The following is a 24483-nucleotide window of genomic DNA, read 5'->3' on the forward strand; positions in this document are numbered from 1 at the left end:
AAGCACCACCAGAGTGTCTCGCTGCAGGTCACTGGAAACTGCCATTACTCATGGCCCTGGTTTTAACCAGAAGTGCCTTCTATTCATGTGTTGCTCTAAACGCGGCAGGGGGAAGAAATAATATGTTGCATAAAACGTGGTTAGTTCGAGGGATTCAAACAGTTGGCTTGTTGACGCCAATACTGGCGCAGGCCGACGTGGTCTCTGACAGCCGGCTCACACTGGGTACCCGCAACTTTTACATCGATCGGGATTTCAAGCAGGACAACCCACCCCATTCACGGGTGGGCAGTTGGACTCAGGGTTTCGACCTGCGTTTCGCCTCCGGCTATACCGAAGGCCCGGTGCAGTTCGGCCTGGATGCCGAGGTGCAGTATGCCTACAGACTGGATGGCGGTGGCGGGCGCGGCGATGACTCCATCATCCCTTACAGCCGAAGCCGTCAGGAGCAGGCCGATGAGTATGGCCGTGGCGGGGCGACGCTGAAAATGCGCTATTCGAAAACCGAGCTGAAAGTCGGTGAACTGCGGCCGTTACTGCCGGTGGTGATCATTGATGATTCACGCCAGTTGGTCACGACCTATCGCGGTGGTCTGCTCGAATCCAAGGAAATCGACGGCCTGACATTGACCGCCGGGCGGCTGACGCAGATCGGTGCGCGTAACTCCTCCAACTACGAAAAACTGTACCTGCAGACCGGCTCGGGTGTGCGCCACGGCAGTGACGGGCTCAACCTTGCCGGTGCCAGTTATGCTTTCACTCCGTCGCTGACCGGTACTTACTTCTACGCGCAACTGGAAGACATCTACCAGCAGCACTACCTGGGCATCACCCATCTGGCAGACCTGGGCGACGGCTATGCGCTGAAGACTGACCTGCGTTACTTCAACAACAGCGAAGACGGCGACGCTCTCTACGGCGACATTGACAACCGTTCCTATGGCGCCATGACATCGCTGAAAAAGGGCGGTCACCGATTCGGCGTGGGATACCAGCGCATGCTCGGCGACAGCAACTTCCCGACACTGGGCGGTTATGTGCCGCAACCGTTCCTGGTGAACTGGTCGCGGGTGGCGTTCATCAAGCCCAACGAAAAATCCTGGCAACTGCGTTATGACTACGACTTTGCCGCCATGGGTCTGCCGGGCCTGAGTTTCATGACCCGATACTTGAAAGGCAGTTCGGTGGACCGCGGTGACAACCTCAGCCAGGCAGCGGAGCAGGAGCGCAACCTGGTGCTGTCTTACGTGGTGCAAAGCGGTCCGCTCAAAGGCGTGGGCGTGGAGGCCGGCAACGTCGTCGCCAAATTCAGCCACGGCAATGACTGGGTGGAAAACCGCCTGATCACGACTTACACCTGGAAATTTTGGTAACGTCCTGCCCTGAAATCGGACGCGGTTGCGCGCGGAAGTGACGCATCGGGTAGCGTTTTACCCATTGCGTCGACCGCTCTTGGCACCATCGCTGTGCGCGTCAAGGCCGCGCAACGCGTTCGATATCCACATAGTTTCCGATTACTGGCCGAAAAGTGCGGATTTCGCCTGTTCGCACCGGCTGGGCATAGCCCTTGCAAATCCAATGAGAATACGCGCCGAAGAGCGTGTCGATGTTCATTGCCGTGGGTGCACCGTCATGACCGAACCAAATGTTGTCCAGTTTCGAGATATCCGCATAGATCGCTACGACCTGGCTGGTGCCCGGGCGTGGATGGCCGGCATTTGCGGGCCGCACGAACTGCAGACCTCGCAGCCGAACCGGATTCAGTTTCACCACAAGGCCAATGTCTTCAAATCCATGTCCACGACCTTGGGCCGGATGGAATACGGCACAGACGTGACCATTGGCGTCGAGGATGCCGAACACCTCAATTGCTACAGCCTCAGCCTGCCGATTCGCGGCGAGCAGGAGTTGGTCAAGGATGGCCGTCGGTTGTACTCCAATCAGGATCAGGGACTGATCGTGACACCGCACGAAACCCAGACACTGAGCATGGCCGGTGACTGTCACAAGATCTCCGTGGTGATCACCCGCATGGCCATGCGCCAGACACTGGAAGGCATGCTGCAACGCCCGTTGGAAATGCCGCTGAAGTTCGAGCCGGTGATGGATGCGGTCAACGGCGCCTCTGCCTCCTGGTGGCGGCTGGCCCGTTACTACATCGATGAGCTGGAGCGCGGTCACGACCTGTTCAGTCAGGTGTTTTTCACCCGCGATATCGAAAGCGCGCTGATCAAGGGGCTCATCCTTTCCCAGCCCAATAACTACAGCGCCGAACTTCGTGATCAACTGGGCGTCAAGTTGCCGTATTACCTGGTGCGCGCAAAGGATTTCATAGAAAGCAACGCCCGCGAAGACATCCACCTGGAGGACATCGAGGCGGCGGCGGGTGTATCCCGCTTCAAACTGTTCGAAGGCTTTCGCAAGCACATGGGCGTCTCACCCATGGCTTACCTGAAAAAGTTTCGCCTCGGCGCCGTTCGCCAGGAAATCCTCGAAGACGCCTCGGTGCGCAACATCTCCGTGATCGCGATGTGCTGGGGGTTTTCGCATCTGGGCCGGTTCGCCAGCGAGTACCGCAAGCTGTTCAACGAAACGCCCAGTGCCACTTTGCAGCGCAGCGAAGCCCGTCGCAACCGGTCGCTTTGACATGACGACTTTCCACGCGGCCACCGCCAACAGCGTGGGCCTGAACCTATCGCTGATGTGCCGCGAGCCGGTCTTCACCAGTCGCTCGGCGCTGGAAACCCAGCGTTTGATGGGGCAGGCGCTGGTGGAACATGAGCTGGATTGGCCGCGGGGTGGCGTCGATACGGCGTTCTATCGCGGCCAGGTCGCCAGTTGCGAACTGTATGCGCTGCGTTACGGCGGCCAGGTAGAAATCCGGCCACAGCCTTTCGAAGATTTCGTGCTGGTACAAATGCCGCTGCGAGGCAGTGCCACTCTCGAGTCCGACGGCATGGGCTATGACGTCAGCCCGGGAGAAGTAGCGATCCTGTCTCCGCGCAAGCAGGCTCGAGTGGTGTGGGAGGAGGGTTGCGAGCAACTGATCCTCAAACTGCCACGGGCATTGCTCGATGCCAGCCAGAATGCGCTGGCCGATGACTTGCCGTCGGGCTTCACGTTAGCGCCGGTCAGCCGTCTGGAACGGCCACTGGCGGTGCGCTGGTTTCGTCTGGTCAGCGAGTTGCTGGAGCACTTGCCCGAGGGCGAATCGAGTGCACCGCCTTCACGCTGGTTGCAGCATCTGGAGCAAAGCCTGCCTCTGTTTCTGCTCAGCCATTGTGGCGTTGCTCAACAAGAGTCGCCTTTGCCGCGGCAGCCCTCCCGTCAACTGCAAAAAATCGACGCCTGTATGCGCGAGCACCTTGTTCAAGGCATCTCCCTGGCTGAACTGGCGGTTGCTGGCGGGGTGAGTATTCGCAGCTTGAACACCTTATGCCAACGCGAATACGGCCAAAGTCCGATGGTCCGCTTGCGCGGATTACGGCTTGAAGCCGCCAGGGAGTACTTGCTGGCGAGACCGCACACCAGCGTGACCGAGGTAGCGCTGGAGTTCGGGTTCGGGCATGTGGGGCGGTTTGCCAATTACTATCGGCAGCGCTTTGGAGAGTTGCCGAAGCAGACGATGAGGTCTCAGGCATGAGAGGGGTGAGGGGCGATTCCGGTTGGCCTGTTGCAGGCCAAGATTTCTGAATAATCATGCCGAAATGAAAAAACCCGCCATTAAGGCGGGTTTTTGGTGTTCAGAGATTTTGAAAGCATTCTCTGAACCTTGTCTGGCTCACGACCTGGACTCGAACAGAATAATAAGCATTTGTTCTACAATGAAATTATTCTGTTTTTTAGTATATATATCCCTACGATTATCCTAATCCAGCCCGTATTTTATTGGAGTTCTTTCGATATCCCTGGATCAGGAAAAAACATTCGAGTTTCCGCTCTTTTTGAGACAACGCGCGCATCTGAGTCATCTCGCTGCCAACCGCCGCCCAATGCTTTGAACGTGGCCACTGCAGCGCGAGCCGATTCAGTTTGTGCCTGGGCTCTGCCATCAGATGCCGCTAGGAGATGTTCATTGGCATCCAGCACTTCGATCAAGCTGACCACGCCTTTTTCATAGGCGGCAAACGATGTCGCTCTGGCTTTCGCATACGCCGACTCGCCCTGGGCGAGCTGGGTCGATTGTTGCTCGCGGTTGATCCGTGCCGAAACAGCGTTTTCCACATCTTCGCAGGCCCGCAGAACGGACTGGCGGTAAGCGGCCAAGGCTTCGGCTTCCTGGCCCTTTGCCAAATCAATCTGGGCGTTGATGCGGCCAAAATCGAACAGCCGCCAGCGTAATCCCAGTGCGGCCGAAGCCTGACTGGCGCCGTTGCTGAACAGGTTTGCGCTGGATACCGATGTAGCACTGCCGAGCAGCGCAGCCACAGACAGTTTGGGGTAGTACTCGGACATGGCTTCGCCGATGCGCGCGCTGGATGCCGCAAGACGGCGCTCCGCGACGATCAAGTCTGGACGCCGACGCAGCAGGTCGGCTGGAGCGCCCATATCCGAGAGGCCTGGCACCTCAGGGATGGGCGCCAGCTTAGTCAACTGCGCACTGTAAGTGCCGGGCACCTTGCCCAACATGACATCCAGCGCATTCATTGCCGTGTCAATGCCCGCTTGCAGTACCGGCACGGTGGCCCGCGCTTGGTTCAGCGCGCCTTGGGTCTGGTTCAACTGCAGTTCAGCCGCCAGGCCTTTTGCGTAGAGATGTTCGATGGTGGTGAGCAGTTGTTGTCGTGTGTCTACTTGCTGCCGGGCAATTTCCAGGCGTGCTTGCAGGCCACGGATGCTGATGTAAAGGTCGGCTGTTTGCGCGACCACTGCCAGGCGTGTGGCAATCGCTCCGGCTTGCGAGGCCTGATAATCGGCGAAGGCCGCTTCTTTACCTCGGCGCAGCCCGCCAAACACATCCAGCTCCCAGCCGGCATTCAAGTTCGCCTCATAGGCACTGCCGTAGCGATTATAGGAAGGGTCTGAGTTCAGCACTTGGCCCAACGGCGTCTCCAATGACTGACGGGCTCGGGCCGCTTGACCATTGACGGTAGCCGACGGCAGGAGGGCTGCGTTAGCTGCGCCCAAACCGGCGCGAGCCTGCTCGATCCTTGCGTTTGCCTGGGCTAAATCGAGGTTCTGTTCAAGTGCTCGATTTATCAGCTGACTGAGTATTGGGTCATTAAATGCGTTCCACCAAGCGGCGAGATCGTCATTTGCGGCGCCCAGTTGTCGTGCCTTGGACGTTTGCGCGGAGAAATGCTCGGGCAATTCCACACGGGGTTTTGAGTAGTCGGGGCCCACTGCGCAACCTGCAACCATACCCAAACACAGTAAAACGGCGAAACGAGGAGGAGGGTGCATGCGATACCTGCGAAAGGGTCGGTTTGTGACGATATTACAATTTGGTCACAAGTTGTCAACCACCTTTGGGATGAGTAAGCTGCTCGCATGAATCAGCCATCAGTTTCTTCGCCCAGCGCCCGTGGCCCAGCCGATCACGACATTCGAGACCAGATTGTCGCGGCGGCCAACGAACATTTCAGTCAATATGGTTATGGCAAAACAACGGTTTCTGACCTAGCCAAGGCCATCGGCTTTTCCAAGGCTTACATCTACAAATTCTTTGAATCCAAGCAGGCGATTGGTGAAGCAATCTGTACAAATTGCCTGACTGAAATCGTTGCGGCAGTGGAGCAAGCCATCAATGTAGACGGCATCTCGCCGACTGAACGTTTTCGGCGCCTGGTCAAAACCTTAATCGCTACAGGTGTGAGCCTGTTCTTTAACGACCGTAAACTCTACGACATCGCAGCGTTCGCCGCGTCGGAGCGATGGCCCAGCTCACAAGTCTATGACGCTCAGATCAAGAGCTTCGTGTTGCAAATCGTGCGTGAGGGGCGAGAGCTCGGCGAGTTTGAACGCAAGACTCCGCTGGACGAGACGGTAGAGTCGATTCATCTCGCTCTGCGGCCTTTCATGAATCCTCTGCTCTTGCAGTACAACCTCGATTTTGTTGAAGAAGCCCCTTCTCTCATCTCCAATCTTGTTCTGCGCAGCCTGATGCCTTAAACCTCTGCTGACGGATGCGCTGCGCATCCGTATCAGCGTGTGCGCCTGAAAAAACTAGATATCGAGCCTCTTTGCTTTGCTCTGATCAAGTGGGCGATGTTCATTCGTCTCGGTAGTGACTATTGACATAAATGGTCACTTGAATAAGCATGGTGTATCCGCTACCGAGAGGTCTTTATGATCCAGCGCCACCGCATGTCAGCCATTTTCATTGTCTTGTTGCCGTTTGCCCTAGCGGCCTGCAACGAGACCACGCCTGCCGATCCTCGCCTTCAAGTGCCCTTGGTGCGCATCGGCGTGGTTCAACCCTCCGCGCCTGCGGCACGGGTATTCACCGGTATCGTCGCGGCCCGAGTTCAGAGCGATCTCGGTTTTCGGGTACCTGGGAAGGTCTTGGAGCGTTTGGTGGATGCTGGACAGAGTGTCAAGCGCGGGCAGCCACTTATGCGAATCGATGCCAACGACCTGACGCTGACCGCGCGGGCACAGCAGGAAGCGGTACTGGCCGCCATGGCCCGAGCTCGGCAGGCCTCCGATGACGAGCTTCGCTACCGTGATCTGGTGTCCGTCGGAGCGGTATCTGCTTCAGCTTACGCAGGGTTCAAAGCAGCTGCCGACTCGGCGAAAGCCCAACTCAACGCTGCCCAGGCCCAGGCTGATGTGGCGAAAAACGCGACCGGTTATTCGACGTTGCTGGCGGATGCTGACGGGGTGGTAGTGGATACCTTGGCGGAGCCGGGGCAGGTAGTTGGCGCAGGGCAGGTGGTGGTACGCGTTGCCCATTCAGGGCAGCGCGAGGCCGTGATCCAGTTACCCGAGACGCTACGTCCTGCGCTGGGCTCGGCGGCGACGGTTGAGCTATACGGCCAGCACCAGACTGCAGGTAAAGCGCGGTTACGCCAGTTGTCCGACTCTGCCGACCGACAGACCCGAACGTTTGAAGCGCGTTATGTGCTGGAGGGGGCACTCTCCAACGCCACCCTCGGTTCGACGATCTCAGTGGTTATCGCTGACACGGATGTTGCTGATGCCAAGGAATTACAGGTGCCCATGGGGGCCCTCTACGACGCCGGTAAAGGCCCGGGGGTCTGGGTGGTGGGCGGGGAAGCGGAGCAGGTGGCATGGCGCCCGATCAAGGTTCGCGGCCTGAATAATGAGGCCAGCGTGCGCGTGACGGGGGATCTGCAGGTGGGTGATCGAGTTGTCGCATTGGGTGCTCACTTGCTGAGCGAGGGAGAGAAGGTCAGGACTGAACTCGCCGATGCTCCGCAAAATTCAGTGGTTGAGGTAAGTCGATGAGCGGCTTCAATCTTTCGGCGCTGGCCGTACGCGAGCGCTCAATCACCCTGTTTTTGATCCTGCTGATTTCTGTGGGTGGGTTGTACGCCTTCTTCAAACTGGGGCGTGCGGAAGATCCCGCATTCACCATTAAACAAATGACGGTGGTCACCGCCTGGCCTGGGGCGACGGCCCAAGAGATGCAAGACCAGGTGGTAGAAAAGCTGGAAAAACGCATGCAGGAGCTGCGTTGGTACGATCGGACCGAGACCTTTACCCGGCCCGGTTTGGCATTCACTACGGTGTACCTGCTCGACAGCACGCCGCCCTCAGCGGTCCAGGAGGAGTTTTACCAGGCGCGCAAGAAAATCCTGGATGAGCAGAAGGGGTTGCCGTCTGGGGTGATCGGCCCGATGGTCAATGATGAGTATTCCGATGTCACCTTCGCGCTCTATGCGCTCAAGGCCAAGGGCGAGCCCCAACGTCTGTTGGTGCGCGAAGCCGAGAGCTTGCGCCAGCGTCTGCTGCATGTGGCGGGTGTGAAGAAGGTCAACATCATCGGTGAACAGGCCGAGCGCATTTTTGTCGAGCTGTCCTACGAGCGTCTGGCGACACTGGGCATTTCTGCACGAGACATCTTCAGTGCGCTGAACACGCAAAACATGATAACGCCAGCCGGTTCGGTAGAAGCGAAGGGGCCCCAGGTTTTCATCCGGCTGGATGGCGCGTTTGATGACCTGCAGAAGATTCGCAATACCCCGCTGACAGTGCAGGGCAGAACCCTCAAGTTGTCCGATGTGGCTGAGGTCAAGCGCGGTTATGAGGACCCCGCGACATTCCTTGTACGCAACAACGGCGAGCCGGCACTGTTGCTCGGCGTGGTCATGCGCGATGGCTGGAACGGCCTGGATTTGGGGAAGTCGCTGGATGCTGAGGCCACCGCGATCAACGAGCAGATGCCTTTGGGCATGAGCCTGACCAAGGTCACGGATCAGGCGGTGAATATTGGCGCCTCCGTCAACGAGTTCATGGTGAAGTTTTTTGCTGCCTTGGGCGTGGTGCTGCTGGTGTGTTTTCTCAGCATGGGCTGGCGTGTCGGCGTTGTGGTTGCCGCGGCGGTGCCGCTGACTCTGGCGGCCGTGTTCATTGTCATGGCGGCCACGGGCAAAGACTTCGATCGAATTACCCTGGGCTCTTTGATTCTGGCGCTGGGGCTGCTGGTGGACGATGCAATCATTGCCATTGAAATGATGGTGGTGAAGATGGAGGAGGGCTACGACCGAATCAAGGCCTCCGCTTATGCCTGGAGCCACACGGCCGCGCCGATGTTGTCGGGGACGTTGGTGACGGCGATCGGCTTTATGCCCAACGGTTTTGCCAAGTCGACCGCTGGTGAGTACACCGCGAACATGTTCTGGATCGTTGGCATTGCGCTGATCACTTCCTGGGTGGTGGCCGTGGTGTTTACCCCTTACCTGGGCGTCAAACTGCTGCCGCAGATCAAGGTGCCTGAAGGCGGGCATACGGCGATTTACGGTACACCGAACTACCGGCGTTTCAGGCGCCTGTTGGGCAGTGTGATCCGCCGCAAAGGCCTGGTGGCGACATCCGTCGTGGGCTTGTTTGTTGTTGCGATTCTGGGCATGGGCGTGGTCAAGAAGCAGTTCTTTCCAACATCCGACCGACCTGAGGTGCTGGTTGAGGTGCAGATGCCTTACGGCACCTCTATCGAACAGACTGATGTGGCGGCGGCCAAGGTCGAGGCGTGGTTGGCTCAGCAGCCGGAGGCCAAGATCGTCACTGCTTACATTGGCCAGGGCGCGCCGCGCTTCTACTTGGCGATGGCCCCTGAACTACCCGATCCATCCTTCGCAAAAATCGTCGTCCTGACCGCGAATCAGCAAGAGCGTGAGGCGCTCAAGCTCCGCCTCAGACAAGCGGCGGCCGATGGCTTGGCGCCTGAAGCTCGGGTGCGGGTGACGCAGTTGGTATTTGGTCCTTATTCACCGTATCCGGTGGCCTTTCGGGTGATGGGCGCCGACCCCGCGGTGTTACGAGATATCGCCGCGCAGGTGCGTGCGGTCATGAGCGTCAGCCCCCTGATGAGGACCGTCAACACCGACTTAGGCGAGCGCGCACCGGCACTTCATCTCACGCTGGATCAGGATCGCCTGCAAGCATTCGGCTTGACCTCGACCGATGTCGCGCAACAGCTGCAATTCCTGCTTACGGGGGTGCCTGTCACCGAGGTGCGTGAAGACATTCGTTCGGTTCAGGTGGTGGCTCGCTCGGCGGGTGAAACGCGTCTGGATCCGTCGAAAATTGCCGCCTTCACGCTGACCGGCGTCCAAGGCCAGCGCGTGTCGCTGTCCCAGGTAGGGGCGGTGGATGTGCGCATGGAGGAGCCCATCCTGCGGCGTCGTGATCGGACGCCGACCATCACCGTGCGCGGTGACGTGGCTGAAGGTCTTCAGCCTCCCGATGTCTCCAGCGCCTTGATAACGCAGTTGCAACCCATCATCGAAAAGCTGCCGGCGGGCTACCGCATTGAGTTTGCCGGCGCGATCGAGGAGTCGGGTAAGGCAAACAAGGCATTGCTGCCGTTGTTCCCGATCATGATCGCGCTGATGTTGCTGACCATCATCATTCAGGTGCGCTCGATGTCGGCAATGATGATGGTGTTCGCCACCGCGCCTTTGGGCCTGATTGGTGTGGTGCCAATTCTGCTGCTGTTCCAGCAGCCGTTCGGGATCAACGCCTTGGTGGGATTGATTGCGTTGTCAGGGATTCTGATGCGCAACACGCTGATCCTCATTGGCCAGATTCACTCTAATAAGCAAGCCGGTCTGTCGCCTTATGACGCAGTGGTCGAAGCCACTGTGCAGCGTGCACGGCCAGTGATTCTCACGGCGTTGGCGGCGATGCTGGCGTTCATCCCGCTGACCCATTCGGTGTTCTGGGGAACGCTGGCCTACACCCTGATTGGCGGTACGTTTGCTGGCACCGTGCTGACCCTGGTGTTCCTGCCAGCGATGTACGCCCTCTGGTTCAAGATCAAGCCTGAGTCCGCGCATGAGCTTGCAGCGAACACTCATGTTGCTTGATACCTGCGTACCTGGATCGTCTCAAAAAGGAAAATCGATATGAGCTCGTTGGCCCAGATTACTTAGCAGTTTGATCCCGCTGCGCCCTTTGTGGCTCCGGCCAACTGGCTCCAGGGAAGAACTGTGTTTGACGGGCTATCTCCAGCCTGTCATTGCAGGCGGTGTTGTTTGAGGCATGGCCGGATTGTGAGCTCGCCAGACCGTAGCGATTTTTACCTAGCGTGCAGTGAACTCAGTGCAATAGTTGTTTCTGCTGTCCCACCTTCAGAGATTACCGCGTTCCTTGTGGCTCATCTGCCGCTCGACGGCTGTGTCGGTCCACAAACCTGACTCGATCAGTGCGCTGCAGGCCACGGTGATAAGCCGGAGGCGCTTTGCCTCGTGCATGATGCTCTGCAGGTAGTTTTGTACCCTTAAAGCAATGTCTATCGTTCCGCGCTTCTTGATCGCTTCCAGGGGCCGCATAAGGTCGTGGGTTTCCAGGTCGACAATGGCGCGAGCGCCGATCAGCGGGAAGAGGTGAGTTTTGAGGCGACTCATCACTGTCTTGGAATAGTCCGGTGCCCACTTGGCTGACATTTTCGTGTGCCAGTCCAGCGCAACGCTTTCAAAGGTGCGGCCCTTGATCAGAGCGTCCGTCCTGGCTTGGTTCTTGGCTCATTTGGGGTCAATTCCATCCGCCAGCATTCGCTTCACCTCCAAGCGTTTGCGGCGCGCATCGGCGAGGCCAACGATAGGGTAGTTGCCGAATGAGGTCAGTCCTTCCCGTCTGTCAGGTTTGACATATCTGAGACGCCAGCCTTTGCGACCATTGGGTTGGACTTGAAGGTAAAGGCTGTCGCCGTCGAAAAGCTTGTAGGCGCGGTCTTTGGGCTTGGCCGAACGGCAAGCGGAGTCGGAGAGTGGAGCAGTGGTGCGCGACATAAGGGTATTCCCTTTTATCGAACTGACCTTTATCCCAAGATCTGCCCTTAAAACGCCGCGCACCCACCGGAATCCGACGGAACGCCAAAACGAAAAAACCCGCCATAAGGCGGGTTTTTGGTGTTCAGAGATTTTGAAAGCCTTCTCCGAACCTTGTCTGGCTCCACGACCTGGACTCGAACCAGGGACCCAGTGATTAACAGTCACTTGCTCTACCAACTGAGCTATCGCGGAATGGCGTGTATGTTACTGATTCAAAAAGAGAAGTCAAGCACCTGCTGACAACTTGAGGAATTCATCGGGACGGACGGTGGTTTATCGGCGATTGGCGGTTACCAGAACGGCACCAGAGGTCTACCATGGCCGCCCGGAAGTGGTTACACGCGCTGCCGGCCATTCGCCGAAAAGGTACGCGCCATGAATCACCCAGCCCTCACACTTCGCAACAACGAGGTGTCCGCATGAGCATCGCTCAGATCAGCCTGCCCAAAGGGGTCGGTCCGCACGCCGAAAAACTGTTCGACGCCATCACTCAGGCCAGCACCGCTGACGAATTGAATCGCGCAGGCGGCAAGGCCGAAGGTTTTGTCCTGGGCCTGGAAAGCACCAAGGCCATCAAAAGCCAGGTCGCCGAATCGCTGTACGTCGCCTATGACGATGCAGCCAGCCAGCGCGCGACCGAACTGGCTTAACCGCCGAACGTCACGGTGGCGAGCATCAGTTTGGCGTAAAGCAGCGTCGCACCCAGCTGCACCAGCCACAAGGCCAGGCCACCGAGGAACACACCCGCAGCCACTTGCAGCACCAGGTTACTGCTGCGTTTGGCCGGGACGCGGGGGATGAAGTCATTCAGGTCATCCAGGTCATCGCGCTCAGCGCGCAGGTCATCGTTTTTCATGTGGGTTCTCGTCAGAATTCCGGAATGTACATAGAACTTGTGGAAGCGGGCTGGCCCGCGATAGGGCCCTCACATTCAACACAGTTGTTGGTTGGCCGACCACCATCACGGGCAAGCCCGGCTCCCACAGTAATATGATGTGGAGTCTAGAGCGCTCGACCATGAGGTTGAGAATTATCTGAGCCAATAAAAAAACGGGAAGCCCAGAGGCTTCCCGTTTTTCGTATTACCGTACGACTCAGATCACCGCAACGATGGCCTTGGTCACGACATCAATGTTGTTCTGGTTCAACGCGGCGACGCAGATGCGGCCGGTGTCCAGGGCATAGATGCCGAACTCGTTGCGCAGACGGGTGACTTGCTCAACCGTCAGGCCGGAGTAGGAGAACATGCCGCGCTGACGCCCCACAAAGCTGAAATCGCGCTGTGGCGCGTTTTTCGCCAGCAGGTCAACCATCTGGGTACGCATGCCGCGAATCCGCAGGCGCATTTCGGCCAGTTCTTCTTCCCACTTGGCGCGCAGCTCCGGGCTGTTCAGCACAGCGGCGACGATGCTTGCACCGTGGGTCGGCGGGTTGGAGTAGTTGGTGCGGATCACGCGTTTGACTTGCGACAGCACGCGCGCGCTTTCCTCTTTCGATTCGCTGACGATCGACAGGGCGCCCACGCGCTCGCCGTACAGCGAGAAGGATTTGGAGAACGAGCTGGAGACGAAGAAGGTCAGGTCCGATTCAGCGAACAGACGCACGGCGGCGGCGTCTTCGTCGATGCCATCGCCAAAGCCCTGGTAGGCCATGTCGAGGAACGGTACGTGACCCTTGGCCTTCACGGCTTCCAGAACGTTTTTCCAGTCCGCCGGGCTCAGGTCCACGCCGGTCGGGTTGTGGCAGCAGGCGTGCAGCACAACGATCGAGCCGTTCGGCAGGGCGTTCAGGTCTTCCAGCAGGCCGACACGGTTAACGTCGTGGGTCGCGGCGTCGTAGTAGCGATAGTTCTGCACCGGGAAACCGGCGGTTTCGAACAGCGCGCGGTGGTTTTCCCAGCTTGGGTCGCTGATCGCCACGACAGCGTTCGGCAGCAGTTGCTTGAGGAAGTCGGCACCGATTTTCAGTGCGCCAGTACCGCCCACGGCCTGAGTGGTGATGACACGGCCAGCAGCGATCAGCGGCGAGTCATTGCCAAACAGCAGTTTCTGAACGGCCTGGTCGTAAGCCGCGATGCCATCGATCGGCAAGTAGCCACGGGAAGCGTGTTGAGCGACGCGAATCGTCTCGGCTTCGACAACGGCGCGCAGGAGTGGAATTCGCCCCTCCTCGTTGCAGTAAACACCGACCCCCAGGTTGACCTTGTTGGTACGGGTATCGGCGTTGAATGCTTCGTTGAGGCCCAGGATTGGATCGCGTGGTGCCATTTCGACAGCGGAGAACAGGCTCATTTTTGCGGCGGCTCTGAATGGAGAGTGGAGGGACGTGTCGCGCTCCAGCCGAATGCACTAGAGCGGTGCACAAACGGGGAGCTAGTATAGAGGTCATCTGCGATTGATGGCGACAGTCGATTTGGCTTTTACCGTAAGTTTTCCCGATTATTTTTCGACCGTTAGTCGATTGATCCCATCAAAGACTTCAAGGGATGTAGGACGTTTGCCTTGAAAGCGAGGGCAATCGGCTCCACATTGAGCGCAATCCAGTTTTTTCCTCGGGCGACGTCGGTCGTTTGTGGTCTTTTTCGTAGCTGTCCGGCTTGACCGGACGGGCGCGACCCAGAGGGTATTTCATGTCTGAATTCCAGCTAGTCACCCGCTTCGAGCCCGCCGGCGATCAGCCGGAAGCCATTCGCCTGATGGTCGAGGGCATTGAAGCCGGGCTGGCGCACCAGACATTGCTCGGTGTGACCGGCTCGGGCAAGACGTTCAGCATTGCCAACGTCATCGCCCAGGTTCAGCGCCCGACACTGGTGCTGGCGCCGAACAAGACCCTGGCCGCGCAGTTGTACGGTGAATTCAAGGCGTTTTTTCCGAACAACGCCGTCGAATACTTCGTGTCCTACTACGACTACTACCAGCCCGAAGCCTACGTGCCGTCCTCGGACACCTTCATCGAGAAAGACGCCTCGATCAACGATCACATCGAGCAGATGCGACTCTCGGCGACCAAAGCGTTGCTGGAGCGCAAGGACGCGATCATCGTCACCACGGTGTCGTGCATCTATGGTCTGGGCAGTCCGGAAACTTATTTGAAAATGGTGCTGCACGTGGATCGGGGTGACAAGCTCGATCAGCGCGCTTTACTGCGTCGCCTGGCGGACCTGCAATACACCCGCAACGACATGGATTTCGCCCGAGCGACCTTCCGCGTGCGCGGTGATGTGATCGACATCCACCCGGCAGAATCCGATTTCGAAGCGATCCGCATCGAGCTGTTCGATGACGAAGTCGAGAGCCTGTCGGCCTTCGATCCGCTGACCGGCGAGGTGATTCGCAAGCTGCCGCGCTTCACCTTCTACCCGAAAAGCCACTACGTGACGCCGCGAGAAACCCTGCTCGGTGCCATTGAAGGGATCAAGGTCGAGTTGCAGGAGCGCCTGGAATACCTGCGCTCCAACAACAAACTGGTGGAAGCGCAACGTCTTGAGCAACGCACGCGCTTCGACCTCGAGATGATCCTCGAGCTGGGCTACTGCAACGGCATCGAAAACTACTCGCGCTACCTCTCGGGCCGTGCGTCCGGCGAGGCGCCGCCGACCTTGTTCGATTACTTGCCGGCCGATGCCTTGCTGGTGATCGACGAATCCCACGTCAGCGTGCCGCAGGTCGGTGCCATGTATAAGGGCGACCGCTCACGTAAGGAAACGCTGGTGGAGTACGGCTTCCGTCTGCCCTCGGCGCTGGACAACCGGCCGATGCGTTTTGACGAGTTCGAAGGCATCAGCCCGCAGACGATTTTTGTCTCGGCCACGCCGGGCAACTACGAGGCTGAACATGCGGGCCGGGTGGTCGAGCAACTGGTGCGCCCGACCGGTCTCGTGGACCCGCAAATCGAAATCCGTCCGGCGCTGACTCAGGTCGACGATTTGCTGTCGGAAATCACCAAGCGCGTCGCCCTCGAAGAGCGGGTGTTGGTCACCACGCTGACCAAGCGCATGTCCGAAGACTTGACCGATTACCTGGCCGACCACGGCGTGCGGGTGCGTTATCTGCACTCGGACATCGACACCGTGGAACGGGTCGAAATCATTCGCGATTTGCGACTCGGAACCTTTGATGTGCTGGTGGGGATCAACCTGCTGCGTGAAGGCCTGGACATGCCGGAGGTCTCGCTGGTGGCGATCCTTGATGCGGACAAGGAGGGCTTCCTGCGTTCCGAGCGCTCGCTGATCCAGACCATCGGTCGCGCGGCGCGTAACCTCAACGGTCGGGCGATTCTGTACGCGGACCGCATCACCGGCTCCATGGAGCGGGCCATCGGTGAAACCGAACGTCGACGCGACAAGCAGATTGCCTTCAACCTGGCAAACGGCATTACGCCGAAAGGTGTGTTCAAGGACGTTGCCGACATCATGGAAGGCGCCACCGTGCCAGGCTCGCGCAGCAAGAAGCGCAAAGGCATGGCCAAGGCCGCCGAGGAAAGCGCCAAGTACGAAGCGGAATTGCGTTCGCCGGGAGAGGTCGCCAAGCGCATCAAAGCCCTGGAAGAGAAGATGTACGCCTTGGCGCGCGACCTGGAATTCGAAGCGGCGGCGCAGATGCGCGATGAAATTACCAAGCTGCGGGATCGGTTGATCGCTGTTTGAGATTTGCAGTGCCTGTCAGGCCGCCATCGCGAGCAGGCTCGCTCCCACAGTTGACCCAGTGAGCGCGATCCAATGTGGGAGCGAGCCTGCTCGCGATGAGGCCAGTCTTGACGACACAATACTCAACTAGTGCGCCTCGCCAGCCTTCAACCCCGCCGGTAATTGCTTGGTCAGCAACACCGCAATCATGCTGATCCCCAGCGCAATCCCGACAAAATGAAACGCATCGTTGTAAGCCATGATCGACGCCTGTTGATGGGCGATCTCACTGAGTTTGCCCAGCGCCGCCGTTTCACTGCCAAACCGGTCGGTCAGCGACGCCATGCGCTCGGCGACCTGCGGGTTGCTCGGCACGATGGATTCACGCAAATAATCGAAGTAGGTCTTGGTCCGCGCATCCAGCAAGGTGGCGAGGAGGGCGATGCCGATTGCGCCGCCGAGGTTGCGCAGGATGTTGAACAGGCTCGACGCCGAGCCCGCATCCTGCGGCAGGATGTACGCGGTGGCGATCAGCGAGATGGTCACCATGATCAGCGGCTGGCCGAGTGCGCGGATGATCTGGATCTGATTGAACTGCGGTCCGGCAAAGTCCGGGTTCAGCACACCCGAGGAAAAACTCGCCAGGCCGAACAACCCGAAGCCCAGCGTGCACAGCCATTTCGGCGAGACGTATTTCATCAGCTTGGGCACCAGCGGAATCAGGAACAGCTGTGGCACGCCCATCCACATGATCACTTCGCCGATCTGCAGGGCGTTATAGTTCTGGATCTGCGCCAGGTACAGCGGCAACAGAAAGATCGAACCGTACAGCCCGACGCCCATTCCCAGGCTGGAGATACTCGATAAACCGAAGTTGCGATTGCCCAGGATGCCGAGGTTGATCAGCGGGTTGGGCTTGGAAAATTGCACGATCACAAAGGTGATCAGGCTGATCAGGGCGATGCTGCCGAGCGCAACGATCAGGTCCGATTCCAGCCAGTCCTTGCGATGGCCTTCTTCCAGAAACACCTGCAAACAACCGAGTCCGATACCGAGGGTGACAATCCCTGTGTAGTCGGTGCTTTTCAGTAATTCCCAGTGCGCTTCTTTTTTCTCCAGGCCATACATCAGGCCGGCGATCATGATCAGGCCCGGCGGGATGTTGATGTAGAAGATGTATTCCCAGCCCCAGTTCTCCGTCAGCCAGCCGCCGAGTGTCGGTCCGATGGACGGCGCGAACGTTGCGGTCATGGCGAACATCGCCATGCCTTTGGCGCGGTGGTGCTCGGGAAGCTTGATCAGCGTCAGGGTGAACGCCAGAGGAATCAACGCGCCGCCGGTGAAGCCTTGCAGTGCGCGGAAAATGATCATGCTTTCCAGGCTCCACGCCATCGAGCAGAGCAGGGACGCGGCAAGGAATCCAAGCGAAACCCATACCGCCAGTCGACGCGCCGAGAGCAGCTGCACCAGCCACGCCGTCAGCGGAATCATGATGATTTCCGCGACCAGGTACGACGTGGAAATCCAGGATCCTTCTTCCAGGGTCGCCGACAGCGCGCCCTGAATATCCTTGAGCGACGAATTGGTGATCTGAATGTCGAGCACCGCCATGAACGCGCCGAGCATCACACTCATCACCGCGATCCAGTCCCGCCGGGTCGGTTCGCCGGCCGGGCGGATCAGTTGATCACCGGCCATCGTCAGGGGCGTCTTTGATGTTCACTTTGGCGGTAACCGACATGCCCGGACGAATCTTTCCGTGCAGCGGGTTGTCCGCGGCGAACGTCAGTTTTACCGGAATCCGTTGTACGACCTTGGTGAAATTGCCGGTGGCATTGTCCGGCGGCAACAGGCTGAACTGCGCGCCTGAGGCCGCGAACAGGCTGTCGACCCGCGCTTCAATCGGCGTGTCGCTGTAGGCGTCGAACGTCAGTTCGGCTTTCTGGCCGGGCTGCATGTGGCCGATCTGGGTTTCCTTGAAGTTCGCCTGAATCCAGATGTCCTGATCCGGGACGATCGACAGCAAATAAGCGCCGGCCTGCACATACTGGCCTTCGCGGGCGGCGCGCTGGCCGATCAGGCCGCTGATGGGGGCGTGGATTTCGCTGCGGGTCAGGTTCAGTTCAGCCTGGGCCAGATCGGTTTTGGCGTTGGCGATCATGGCGTCGAGGCGCTTGATTTCGGCGCTCAGGGAATTGACTTGCTGGCGCTGGCTTTGAGCATCCGCCTGGGCTTTGGTTACCTGTGAGCGGGCGATGTGGTTGTCGGCGGAGAGGGTGGTGACTCGCTCTTCGGAAACGTAGCCCGGTTTGCGCAGGGTTTGCGCGCGGGACAAATCGATTTGTGAGCGACCGAGGCTGGCTTGACTGGAGGCCACTTGCGCCTCGCTCGCGGCAATCAGGCTGGCTTGCTGGGTCAGTTTGCTCTGGGCTTGCAGGCGTTCGGCCTGGCGAGTGGCGAGGGCGGCGTTGGCGCGGTCGACGGCGAGGTGGAAGTCATCGCCTTCGAGCTTGATCAGCAACTGGCCTTTCTCGACGTGCTGGTTGTCCTGCACCAGCACCTGATCGATGCGCGCGCCCAACTGGCTCGACACACGGGTGATCTCGCCCTGGACGTAAGCGTTGTCGGTGCTCTCATAAAACCGTCCCTTGAAGAGCCACTGGGCAAAGAAGCCGCCGGCAATCAGCAGGACGATCAACAGGAAAATAAACAGGCGACGCTTGAGTTGGGCAGGCATGGGGCAAACTGTAGTCGAGAAATTGTAAGGAAAGTTATCAGCAGGCGAATCTGGCATACAGTCGATAGTGGGTAAATGCCATCGGCTGATAATCCATCATTCATCCCGGCCCGAGCCCGTTGTAGACGCAAACTTGGCTTAAATGCCCTGTTCGCTGGAGCCGGGCGGGCAACGCCTGTTACCATTCGCCCTTTGTTTTATCTTCATTTCGAGACTTGCCATGACCACCGTCCGCACGCGCATCGCGCCATCGCCTACCGGGGACCCCCACGTAGGTACCGCTTACATCGCTTTGTTCAACTACTGCTTTGCCAAGCAGCACGGCGGTGAGTTCATCCTGCGGATCGAAGACACCGATCAATTGCGTTCGACCCGCGAGTCCGAACAGCAGATTTTCGACGCCCTGCGCTGGTTGGGGATCGACTGGAGCGAAGGCCCGGACGTCGGCGGCCCGCACGGTCCGTACCGTCAGAGCGAGCGCGGCGACATCTATCAGAAGTACTGCCAGCAACTGGTCGAAATGGGTCACGCCTTCCCGTGCTTCTGCACCGCCGAAGAACTGGACCAGATGCGCGCCGAGCAAATGGCTCGCGGTGAAACCCCGCGATACGACGGCCGTGCACTGTTGCTGTCCAAGGAAGAAGTCGCGCGCCGCCTGGCCGCCGGCGAGCCACATGTGATCCGCATGAAAGTGCCGAGCGAAGGCGTGTGCGTGGTGCCGGACATGCTGCGTGGCGACGTCGAGATCCCGTGGGATCGCATGGACATGCAAGTGCTGATGAAGACCGACGGCCTGCCGACGTACTTCCTGGCCAACGTGGTCGATGACCACCTGATGGGCATCACCCACGTCCTGCGCGGCGAAGAATGGCTGCCTTCGGCACCGAAACTGATTCTTCTGTACGAATACTTCGGTTGGGAGCAACCGGAGCTGTGCTACATGCCGCTGCTGCGTAACCCGGACAAGAGCAAGCTGTCCAAGCGCAAGAACCCCACCTCTGTGACGTTCTACGAGCGTATGGGCTTCATGCCGGAAGCGATGCTCAACTACCTCGGGCGCATGGGCTGGTCGATGCCGGACGAGCGCGAGAAGTTCTCGCTGCAGGAAATGGTCGACAACTTCGACCTGAGCCGCGTCTCCCTCGGCGGGCCGATTTTCGACATCGAGAAGCTGTCGTGGCTCAACGGCCAGTGGCTGCGTGATTTGCCGGTGGCAGAGTTCGCTTCGCGCCTGCAAACCTGGGCACTCAACCCTGAATACATGATGAAGATCGCGCCGCACGTGCAGGGTCGCGTCGAGACTTTCAGCCAGGTCGCACCGCTGGCCGGATTCTTCTTCGCCGGGGGCGTGAACCCGGATGCCAAGCTGTTTGAATCGAAGAAACTGTCGGGCGACCAGGTGCGTCAGCTGATGCAACTGATTCTGTGGAAGCTGGAAAGCCTGCGTCAGTGGGAGAAGGACAACATCACCGCGACGATTCAGGCGGTGATCGAATCCCTCGAGCTGAAACTGCGTGACGCCATGCCGCTGATGTTCGCTGCCATCACTGGCCAGGCCAGTTCGGTATCGGTGCTGGATGCGATGGAAATCCTCGGCCCGGACCTGACGCGTTTCCGTCTGCGCCAGGCGATCGACCTGCTGGGCGGCGTGTCGAAGAAAGAAAACAAAGAGTGGGAAAAACTCCTCGGCAACATCGCCTGATCCACACAGTAGGAGCTGGCGCAGGCTGCGATCTTTTGATCTTGCTCTTCGGCGTAGCCAAAAAGATCGCAGGCTGCGCCAGCTTCTACAGACCCGTGTTCTTTCCGAAGTCCCCCGTTTTCCGGGGGGAGGGCGGTAAGTGATTGTTATGTCGGCAAAAAACTTTGGAAATTGTTAAAAATAAATTTGACACGTTTCCAAAGCGCCATTAAGATTCGCCCCGTCCTCAGCGATGAGGGGCTATAGCTCAGCTGGGAGAGCGCTTGCATGGCATGCAAGAGGTCGACGGTTCGATCCCGTCTAGCTCCACCAATTTACACTTCAAGGTCTGGCCACACCGGCCTTGAAGCGATCAACACTCAGCGTTGATCTGTTGTATAGAAGGGTTTGCGTCCCCTTCGTCTAGTGGCCTAGGACACCGCCCTTTCACGGCGGTAACAGGGGTTCGAGTCCCCTAGGGGACGCCAGTTTTACAGAAGCGATGTTGCAAGATGTCGCTCCGCCGCGAGGCGAAAAATCCGGGGCTATAGCTCAGCTGGGAGAGCGCCTGCATGGCATGCAGGAGGTCAGCGGTTCGATCCCGCTTAGCTCCACCAATTTTACAGTTCAAGGTCTGGCCACACCGGCCTTGAATCGATCAGCCCTCAGCACTGATCAGTTGTATAGAAGGTTTTGCGTCCCCTTCGTCTAGTGGCCTAGGACACCGCCCTTTCACGGCGGTAACAGGGGTTCGAGTCCCCTAGGGGACGCCACGATTACCCGCTCTGCGGGATTTTATAAGGGTCATTCAATTATTGAATGGCCCTTTTGTTTGTCTGGCGTTTGGCCAAATCCCCTCATTTCTTTCAAACTGTGCTTCAGACCAACGGTCACACCCACGACTTGCGTAAAATTATTATGAGAATAATATTCTAGTCGTAATATTCGGAGGCAACGATGAACGATAAAAAAGCTCAAACCCGCGAACGCATCCTCAAGGCCGCCAGCGCAGCGCTGATTCAGCGCGGCCCGGCCGAACCGAGCGTGGGCGAAGTGATGGGCGCAGCCGGCCTGACGGTGGGCGGCTTCTATGCGCACTTCGAAAGCAAGGACGCAATGATGCTGGAAGCGTTCAAGCAACTGCTCGGTCATCGCCGTGGCCTGATCGCCGACATGGACACCGAATTGACCGGCGAAGAACGTCGCGCCTTGGTCGCTGCGTTTTACCTGTCACGCAAACATCGTGATTCCTCTGAGTCGGCATGCCCGATCCCGGCGTCTGTCGGTGAGCTGGGTCGCCTGCCGGACGCGTTTCGCGTGGCGCTGAATGAGCATGTGGAAATGATGGTCGCGCAGTTGGCGGCCAGCCCGGAAGACACCGACAAAGCCTTGGCCGACATGGCCTTGATGGTGGGTGGTTTGGCTCTGGCGCGAGCGTTGGGGCCGGGAGAGTTATCCGATCGATTGCTGCGTGCCGCCAAGTCGGCGGTGATATGACCTGAAGGCAATGGCCTGAGGAGTGAGAGCGATGAGCACGTTAAAGTGGGTTCGTGGCGTTAATGGCACCTTGGGCTGGTTTGCACCGAAACTGGTCGCAAGCAAAATGCGACTGGCATTCATGACGCCGCGGGATCTGCCGCCGCGAGACTGGGAATTGCCTCTGCTGGCGAAATCCGAGCGCATCACTTTACGCTTCGGCCTTTCAGCGTTGCGCTGGGGGCAAGGCCCGGCGGTGTTGCTGATGCACGGTTGGGAAGGCCGGCCGACGCAGTTTGCCAGCCTGATTACCGCGCTGGTGGATGCCGGTTACACCGTCGTCGCGTTGGATGGCCCTGCCCATGGTCGCTCACCGGGCAATGAAGCAAACGTCGCGCTGTTCGCCCGGGCCATGCTTGAGGCCGCCGCCGAGTTGCCGCCGCTGCAGGCGGTCATCGGTCACTCGATGGGCGGTGCCAGTGCCATGCTCGCCGTTCAGTTGGGTTTGCGCACTGAAACCCTGGTGACGATTGCTGCGCCGGCGCGAATTCTCGCGGTGCTGCGTGGTTTTGCCCGTTACGTGCGACTGCCGCCAAAAGCCCGTTCGGCGTTCATCCGCCAGGTAGAGAAAGACGTTGGCATGCGTGCCGCTGCACTGGATGTCTCGCACTATCAACTCGACATGCCCGGGCTGATCGTTCACGCCGAAGACGACTGCTTCGTTCCGGTCAAGGAGTCCCAGCTGATCCACGAAGCCTGGTTCGACAGCCGTCTGTTGCGACTGGAAGAAGGCGGTCATCAACGGGTATTGGCTGACCCTCGGGTGATTGATGGCGTGTTATCACTGCTGGCCGGCCGCAGCCTGCAATCGCGCCAATCGGCCTGAGCATCCGTTACACTGCCCCGGTCGACATAATCTGACCGGGAGTGGGGCATGGGCTGGGATCGGGCAACGCCATTTATCATTGATCTGGAGGTGGGCGCCGAGGACATCGACGGGTTGGGTCACGCGAACAACGCGGTGTATGTGACCTGGCTCGAGCGCTGCGCCTGGCGCCACTCTCAGCGGCTTGGCCTGGACCTGGTCGAGTACCGGCGGCTTGATCGGGCGATGGCGGTGGTGCGGCACGAGATCGATTACCTGGCTGCGGCCTATGAGGGCGATGAGTTGCAACTGGCGACCTGGATTGTCGATTGGGACCAGCGTCTGAAAATGACCCGGCACTTCCAGCTGAAACGCCCCAGCGACAACACCACGTTGCTGCGGGCGCAGACCACGTTTGTCTGTATCGAATTGTCCACGGGCAAGCCCAAGCGCATGCCCGCCGAATTCATCGAAGGCTACGGCCCGGCGTTGCAGGTTCCGAGCTGACACGATCGCTGTGGCGAGGGAGCAAGCTCCCACGCCACAGCGGTATGAACAAGTCTTTCGACAGGGAATCCAGTAAACTGCCGCACGTTTTTCGTCGAGTGTGTTTTTCATGCAAATTGCTTTGGCACCCATGGAGGGGTTGGTCGACAACATCCTGCGGGACGTGCTGACCCGTGTGGGCGGTATCGATTGGTGCGTCACCGAGTTCATCCGGATCAACGATCAGTTGCTCACGCCTGCCTATTTCCACAAGTTCGGCCCTGAATTGCTGACGGGCGCACGCACGGCGTCTGGCGTGCCTTTGCGCGTGCAGCTATTGGGCTCCGATCCGGTGTGCCTGGCGGAAAACGCCGCGCTGGCCTGCGAGCTGGGCTCCGAAGTCATCGACCTGAACTTCGGTTGCCCGGCCAAAACCGTCAACAAGTCGCGCGGTGGCGCGGTGTTGCTCAAAGAGCCTGAGCTGCTGAACCAGATCGTCGAGCATGTCCGCCGCGCCGTTCCAGCGCACATTCCGGTCACTGCGAAAATGCGCCTGGGCTTCGACAGCCCCGACGGTTCGCTGGTCTGCGCCACGGCCCTGGCCGAAGGCGGCGCGGAACACATCGTGGTGCATGCGCGGACCAAGATGGACGGTTACAAACCACCGGCACATTGGGAGTGGATTCCCCGAGTGCAGGAGGTGGTCAAGGTTCCGGTGTTCGCCAATGGTGATATCTGGAGCGTCGAGGACTGGCGCCGTTGCCGAGAAATCAGCGGCGTGGAAGACATCATGCTCGGCCGCGGGCTGGTGTCGCGTCCGGACCTGGCCCGGCAAATCGCTGCCGCCCGTGCCGGTGAAGAAGTGGTCGAAATGAGCTGGGCCGAACTGCTGCCGCTGATTCAGGATTTCTGGCTGCAAGCCAAGGCGCAGATGACGGCGCGCCAATCGCCGGGTCGCCTGAAGCAGTGGCTGGCGATGCTGACGCGCAATTATCCCGAAGCGGTTGAGCTGTTCACCGTCCTGCGCCGTGAAACCGAACTGGATCAGGTCTCGCGTTTGCTGGGGTTACAGGTGTTGGAGGCGGCTTAAAAAAATTTGAAAAAATCTCTTGAAAAGCAATCGGCGGTCCTTATTTAAGGATTACGCGATGCCGA

Annotated in this window: 18 protein-coding genes, 5 tRNA genes and 1 pseudogene; 17 read left to right on the forward strand and 7 right to left on the reverse strand. The window is 59.0% G+C overall.

Going from position 1 to position 24483, the window contains the following annotated elements; genetic code table 11:
- Positions 1–122: 122 nt before the first annotated feature.
- From ACM1ZW_RS19045 to ACM1ZW_RS19055, 3 genes are all read left to right on the forward strand, one after another.
- Positions 123–1373, forward strand: a complete 1251-nt coding sequence (locus ACM1ZW_RS19045; RefSeq protein WP_031319027.1) for an OprD family porin — start codon at positions 123–125, stop codon at positions 1371–1373.
- A gap of 259 nt (positions 1374–1632) precedes the next feature.
- Complete coding sequence (locus tag ACM1ZW_RS19050) at positions 1633–2646, forward strand: AraC family transcriptional regulator (protein ID WP_017339657.1); 1014 nt, start codon at positions 1633–1635, stop codon at positions 2644–2646.
- Between the two features lies 1 nt (position 2647).
- The gene (locus ACM1ZW_RS19055; RefSeq protein WP_416739030.1) at positions 2648–3643 is read left to right on the forward strand and encodes an AraC family transcriptional regulator; all 996 of its coding nucleotides are present in this window, start codon (positions 2648–2650) and stop codon (positions 3641–3643) included.
- A 242-nt stretch (positions 3644–3885) separates the two neighbouring features.
- Here the strand turns inward: ACM1ZW_RS19055 and ACM1ZW_RS19060 are convergent, their stop codons facing one another.
- Positions 3886–5403: an efflux transporter outer membrane subunit gene (locus ACM1ZW_RS19060; RefSeq protein WP_416739031.1), complete on the reverse strand. Its 1518-nt coding sequence runs from the start codon at positions 5401–5403 to the stop codon at positions 3886–3888.
- Between the two features lie 87 nt (positions 5404–5490).
- Here ACM1ZW_RS19060 and ACM1ZW_RS19065 point away from each other — a divergent pair, with 87 nt between their 5' ends.
- The 3 genes from ACM1ZW_RS19065 to ACM1ZW_RS19075 all read left to right on the forward strand — a co-directional run bounded on the left by ACM1ZW_RS19065 (position 5491) and on the right by ACM1ZW_RS19075 (position 10493).
- The gene (locus tag ACM1ZW_RS19065) at positions 5491–6111 is read left to right on the forward strand and encodes a TetR/AcrR family transcriptional regulator (RefSeq protein WP_017339654.1); all 621 of its coding nucleotides are present in this window, start codon (positions 5491–5493) and stop codon (positions 6109–6111) included.
- Positions 6112–6288: 177 nt separating this feature from the next.
- Positions 6289–7410, forward strand: coding sequence for an efflux RND transporter periplasmic adaptor subunit (locus ACM1ZW_RS19070; RefSeq protein ID WP_416739032.1), 1122 nt, complete (start codon positions 6289–6291; stop codon positions 7408–7410).
- The gene (locus ACM1ZW_RS19075; RefSeq protein ID WP_017339652.1) at positions 7407–10493 is read left to right on the forward strand and encodes an efflux RND transporter permease subunit; all 3087 of its coding nucleotides are present in this window, start codon (positions 7407–7409) and stop codon (positions 10491–10493) included. The genes ACM1ZW_RS19070 and ACM1ZW_RS19075 overlap by 4 nt, the downstream gene beginning before the upstream one ends.
- A 297-nt stretch (positions 10494–10790) precedes the next feature.
- Here the strand turns inward: ACM1ZW_RS19075 and ACM1ZW_RS19080 are convergent.
- Together ACM1ZW_RS19080 and ACM1ZW_RS19085 are read right to left on the reverse strand one after the other, a co-directional pair.
- Positions 10791–11417, reverse strand: a pseudogene (locus ACM1ZW_RS19080) (integrase arm-type DNA-binding domain-containing protein); the annotation flags it as partial.
- A gap of 158 nt (positions 11418–11575) precedes the next feature.
- Positions 11576–11651: transfer RNA gene (locus ACM1ZW_RS19085), tRNA-Asn, on the reverse strand.
- Between the two features lie 227 nt (positions 11652–11878).
- Here ACM1ZW_RS19085 and ACM1ZW_RS19090 point away from each other — a divergent pair.
- Positions 11879–12109, forward strand: a complete 231-nt coding sequence (locus ACM1ZW_RS19090; protein WP_008007186.1) for a hypothetical protein — start codon at positions 11879–11881, stop codon at positions 12107–12109.
- Here the strand turns inward: ACM1ZW_RS19090 and ACM1ZW_RS19095 are convergent.
- Positions 12106–12315 (reverse strand): hypothetical protein, encoded by a 210-nt coding sequence (locus ACM1ZW_RS19095; protein ID WP_017339649.1) that lies wholly within the window; start codon positions 12313–12315, stop codon positions 12106–12108. The genes ACM1ZW_RS19090 and ACM1ZW_RS19095 overlap by 4 nt on opposite strands.
- A gap of 238 nt (positions 12316–12553) precedes the next feature.
- Positions 12554–13750: an amino acid aminotransferase gene (locus tag ACM1ZW_RS19100; protein ID WP_017339648.1), complete on the reverse strand. Its 1197-nt coding sequence runs from the start codon at positions 13748–13750 to the stop codon at positions 12554–12556.
- Between the two features lie 338 nt (positions 13751–14088).
- Between ACM1ZW_RS19100 and uvrB the strand changes: the two genes are divergently transcribed.
- On the forward strand, positions 14089–16104 hold the full coding sequence (uvrB, locus tag ACM1ZW_RS19105; RefSeq protein ID WP_150632484.1) for an excinuclease ABC subunit UvrB: 2016 nt from the start codon (positions 14089–14091) through the stop codon (positions 16102–16104).
- Between the two features lie 126 nt (positions 16105–16230).
- On the opposite strand, the gene ACM1ZW_RS19110 is transcribed toward uvrB, so the two are convergent.
- Both ACM1ZW_RS19110 and ACM1ZW_RS19115 read right to left on the reverse strand, forming a co-directional pair.
- Positions 16231–17721 carry an MDR family MFS transporter gene (locus tag ACM1ZW_RS19110; RefSeq protein WP_193393025.1) on the reverse strand — a complete coding sequence of 497 codons (1491 nt, stop codon included), beginning with the start codon at positions 17719–17721 and terminating at the stop codon, positions 16231–16233.
- A gap of 49 nt (positions 17722–17770) precedes the next feature.
- The gene (locus ACM1ZW_RS19115; protein ID WP_416739033.1) at positions 17771–18820 is read right to left on the reverse strand and encodes an HlyD family secretion protein; all 1050 of its coding nucleotides are present in this window, start codon (positions 18818–18820) and stop codon (positions 17771–17773) included.
- A gap of 220 nt (positions 18821–19040) precedes the next feature.
- Between ACM1ZW_RS19115 and gltX the strand changes: the two genes are divergently transcribed.
- The 9 genes from gltX to ACM1ZW_RS19160 all read left to right on the forward strand — a co-directional run bounded on the left by gltX (position 19041) and on the right by ACM1ZW_RS19160 (position 24418).
- A complete protein-coding gene (gltX, locus tag ACM1ZW_RS19120; protein WP_416739034.1) occupies positions 19041–20522 on the forward strand; it encodes a glutamate--tRNA ligase in 1482 nt (493 codons plus the stop codon).
- Positions 20523–20758: 236 nt separating this feature from the next.
- Positions 20759–20834, forward strand: a tRNA-Ala gene (locus ACM1ZW_RS19125).
- Between the two features lie 79 nt (positions 20835–20913).
- Positions 20914–20989: transfer RNA gene (locus tag ACM1ZW_RS19130), tRNA-Glu, on the forward strand.
- A 53-nt stretch (positions 20990–21042) separates the two neighbouring features.
- Positions 21043–21118, forward strand: a tRNA-Ala gene (locus ACM1ZW_RS19135).
- Between the two features lie 80 nt (positions 21119–21198).
- Positions 21199–21274, forward strand: a tRNA-Glu gene (locus ACM1ZW_RS19140).
- A gap of 184 nt (positions 21275–21458) precedes the next feature.
- Complete coding sequence (locus ACM1ZW_RS19145; protein ID WP_017337622.1) at positions 21459–21998, forward strand: TetR/AcrR family transcriptional regulator; 540 nt, start codon at positions 21459–21461, stop codon at positions 21996–21998.
- A 31-nt stretch (positions 21999–22029) separates the two neighbouring features.
- Complete coding sequence (locus ACM1ZW_RS19150; RefSeq protein ID WP_017337623.1) at positions 22030–22863, forward strand: alpha/beta fold hydrolase; 834 nt, start codon at positions 22030–22032, stop codon at positions 22861–22863.
- 48 nt (positions 22864–22911) lie between these two features.
- Positions 22912–23349: an acyl-CoA thioesterase gene (locus ACM1ZW_RS19155; RefSeq protein ID WP_017337624.1), complete on the forward strand. Its 438-nt coding sequence runs from the start codon at positions 22912–22914 to the stop codon at positions 23347–23349.
- 109 nt (positions 23350–23458) lie between these two features.
- Positions 23459–24418, forward strand: coding sequence for a tRNA dihydrouridine synthase (locus tag ACM1ZW_RS19160; protein ID WP_017337625.1), 960 nt, complete (start codon positions 23459–23461; stop codon positions 24416–24418).
- Positions 24419–24483 lie beyond the last annotated feature (65 nt).

It is taken from the genome of Pseudomonas sp. NFX71, from assembly GCF_048079215.1.
GTDB lineage: Bacteria > Pseudomonadota > Gammaproteobacteria > Pseudomonadales > Pseudomonadaceae > Aquipseudomonas > Aquipseudomonas fluorescens_B.

Bases quoted from the DNA above. Each gene is read 5' to 3' on its own strand.
- ACM1ZW_RS19055 (WP_416739030.1), top strand. From the start codon at position 2,648: ATGACGACTTTCCACGCGGCCACCGCCAACAGCGTGGGCCTGAACCTA.
- ACM1ZW_RS19100 (WP_017339648.1), bottom strand. From the start codon at position 13,750: ATGAGCCTGTTCTCCGCTGTCGAAATGGCACCACGCGATCCAATCCTG.
- ACM1ZW_RS19070 (WP_416739032.1), top strand. From the start codon at position 6,289: ATGATCCAGCGCCACCGCATGTCAGCCATTTTCATTGTCTTGTTGCCG.
- uvrB (WP_150632484.1), top strand. From the start codon at position 14,089: ATGTCTGAATTCCAGCTAGTCACCCGCTTCGAGCCCGCCGGCGATCAG.
- ACM1ZW_RS19065 (WP_017339654.1), top strand. From the start codon at position 5,491: ATGAATCAGCCATCAGTTTCTTCGCCCAGCGCCCGTGGCCCAGCCGAT.
- ACM1ZW_RS19045 (WP_031319027.1), top strand. From the start codon at position 123: ATGTTGCATAAAACGTGGTTAGTTCGAGGGATTCAAACAGTTGGCTTG.
- ACM1ZW_RS19150 (WP_017337623.1), top strand. From the start codon at position 22,030: ATGAGCACGTTAAAGTGGGTTCGTGGCGTTAATGGCACCTTGGGCTGG.
- ACM1ZW_RS19075 (WP_017339652.1), top strand. From the start codon at position 7,407: ATGAGCGGCTTCAATCTTTCGGCGCTGGCCGTACGCGAGCGCTCAATC.
- ACM1ZW_RS19145 (WP_017337622.1), top strand. From the start codon at position 21,459: ATGAACGATAAAAAAGCTCAAACCCGCGAACGCATCCTCAAGGCCGCC.
- ACM1ZW_RS19090 (WP_008007186.1), top strand. From the start codon at position 11,879: ATGAGCATCGCTCAGATCAGCCTGCCCAAAGGGGTCGGTCCGCACGCC.
- gltX (WP_416739034.1), top strand. From the start codon at position 19,041: ATGACCACCGTCCGCACGCGCATCGCGCCATCGCCTACCGGGGACCCC.
- ACM1ZW_RS19060 (WP_416739031.1), bottom strand. From the start codon at position 5,403: ATGCACCCTCCTCCTCGTTTCGCCGTTTTACTGTGTTTGGGTATGGTT.
- ACM1ZW_RS19050 (WP_017339657.1), top strand. From the start codon at position 1,633: ATGACCGAACCAAATGTTGTCCAGTTTCGAGATATCCGCATAGATCGC.
- ACM1ZW_RS19095 (WP_017339649.1), bottom strand. From the start codon at position 12,315: ATGAAAAACGATGACCTGCGCGCTGAGCGCGATGACCTGGATGACCTG.
- ACM1ZW_RS19160 (WP_017337625.1), top strand. From the start codon at position 23,459: ATGCAAATTGCTTTGGCACCCATGGAGGGGTTGGTCGACAACATCCTG.
- ACM1ZW_RS19115 (WP_416739033.1), bottom strand. From the start codon at position 18,820: ATGCCTGCCCAACTCAAGCGTCGCCTGTTTATTTTCCTGTTGATCGTC.
- ACM1ZW_RS19155 (WP_017337624.1), top strand. From the start codon at position 22,912: ATGGGCTGGGATCGGGCAACGCCATTTATCATTGATCTGGAGGTGGGC.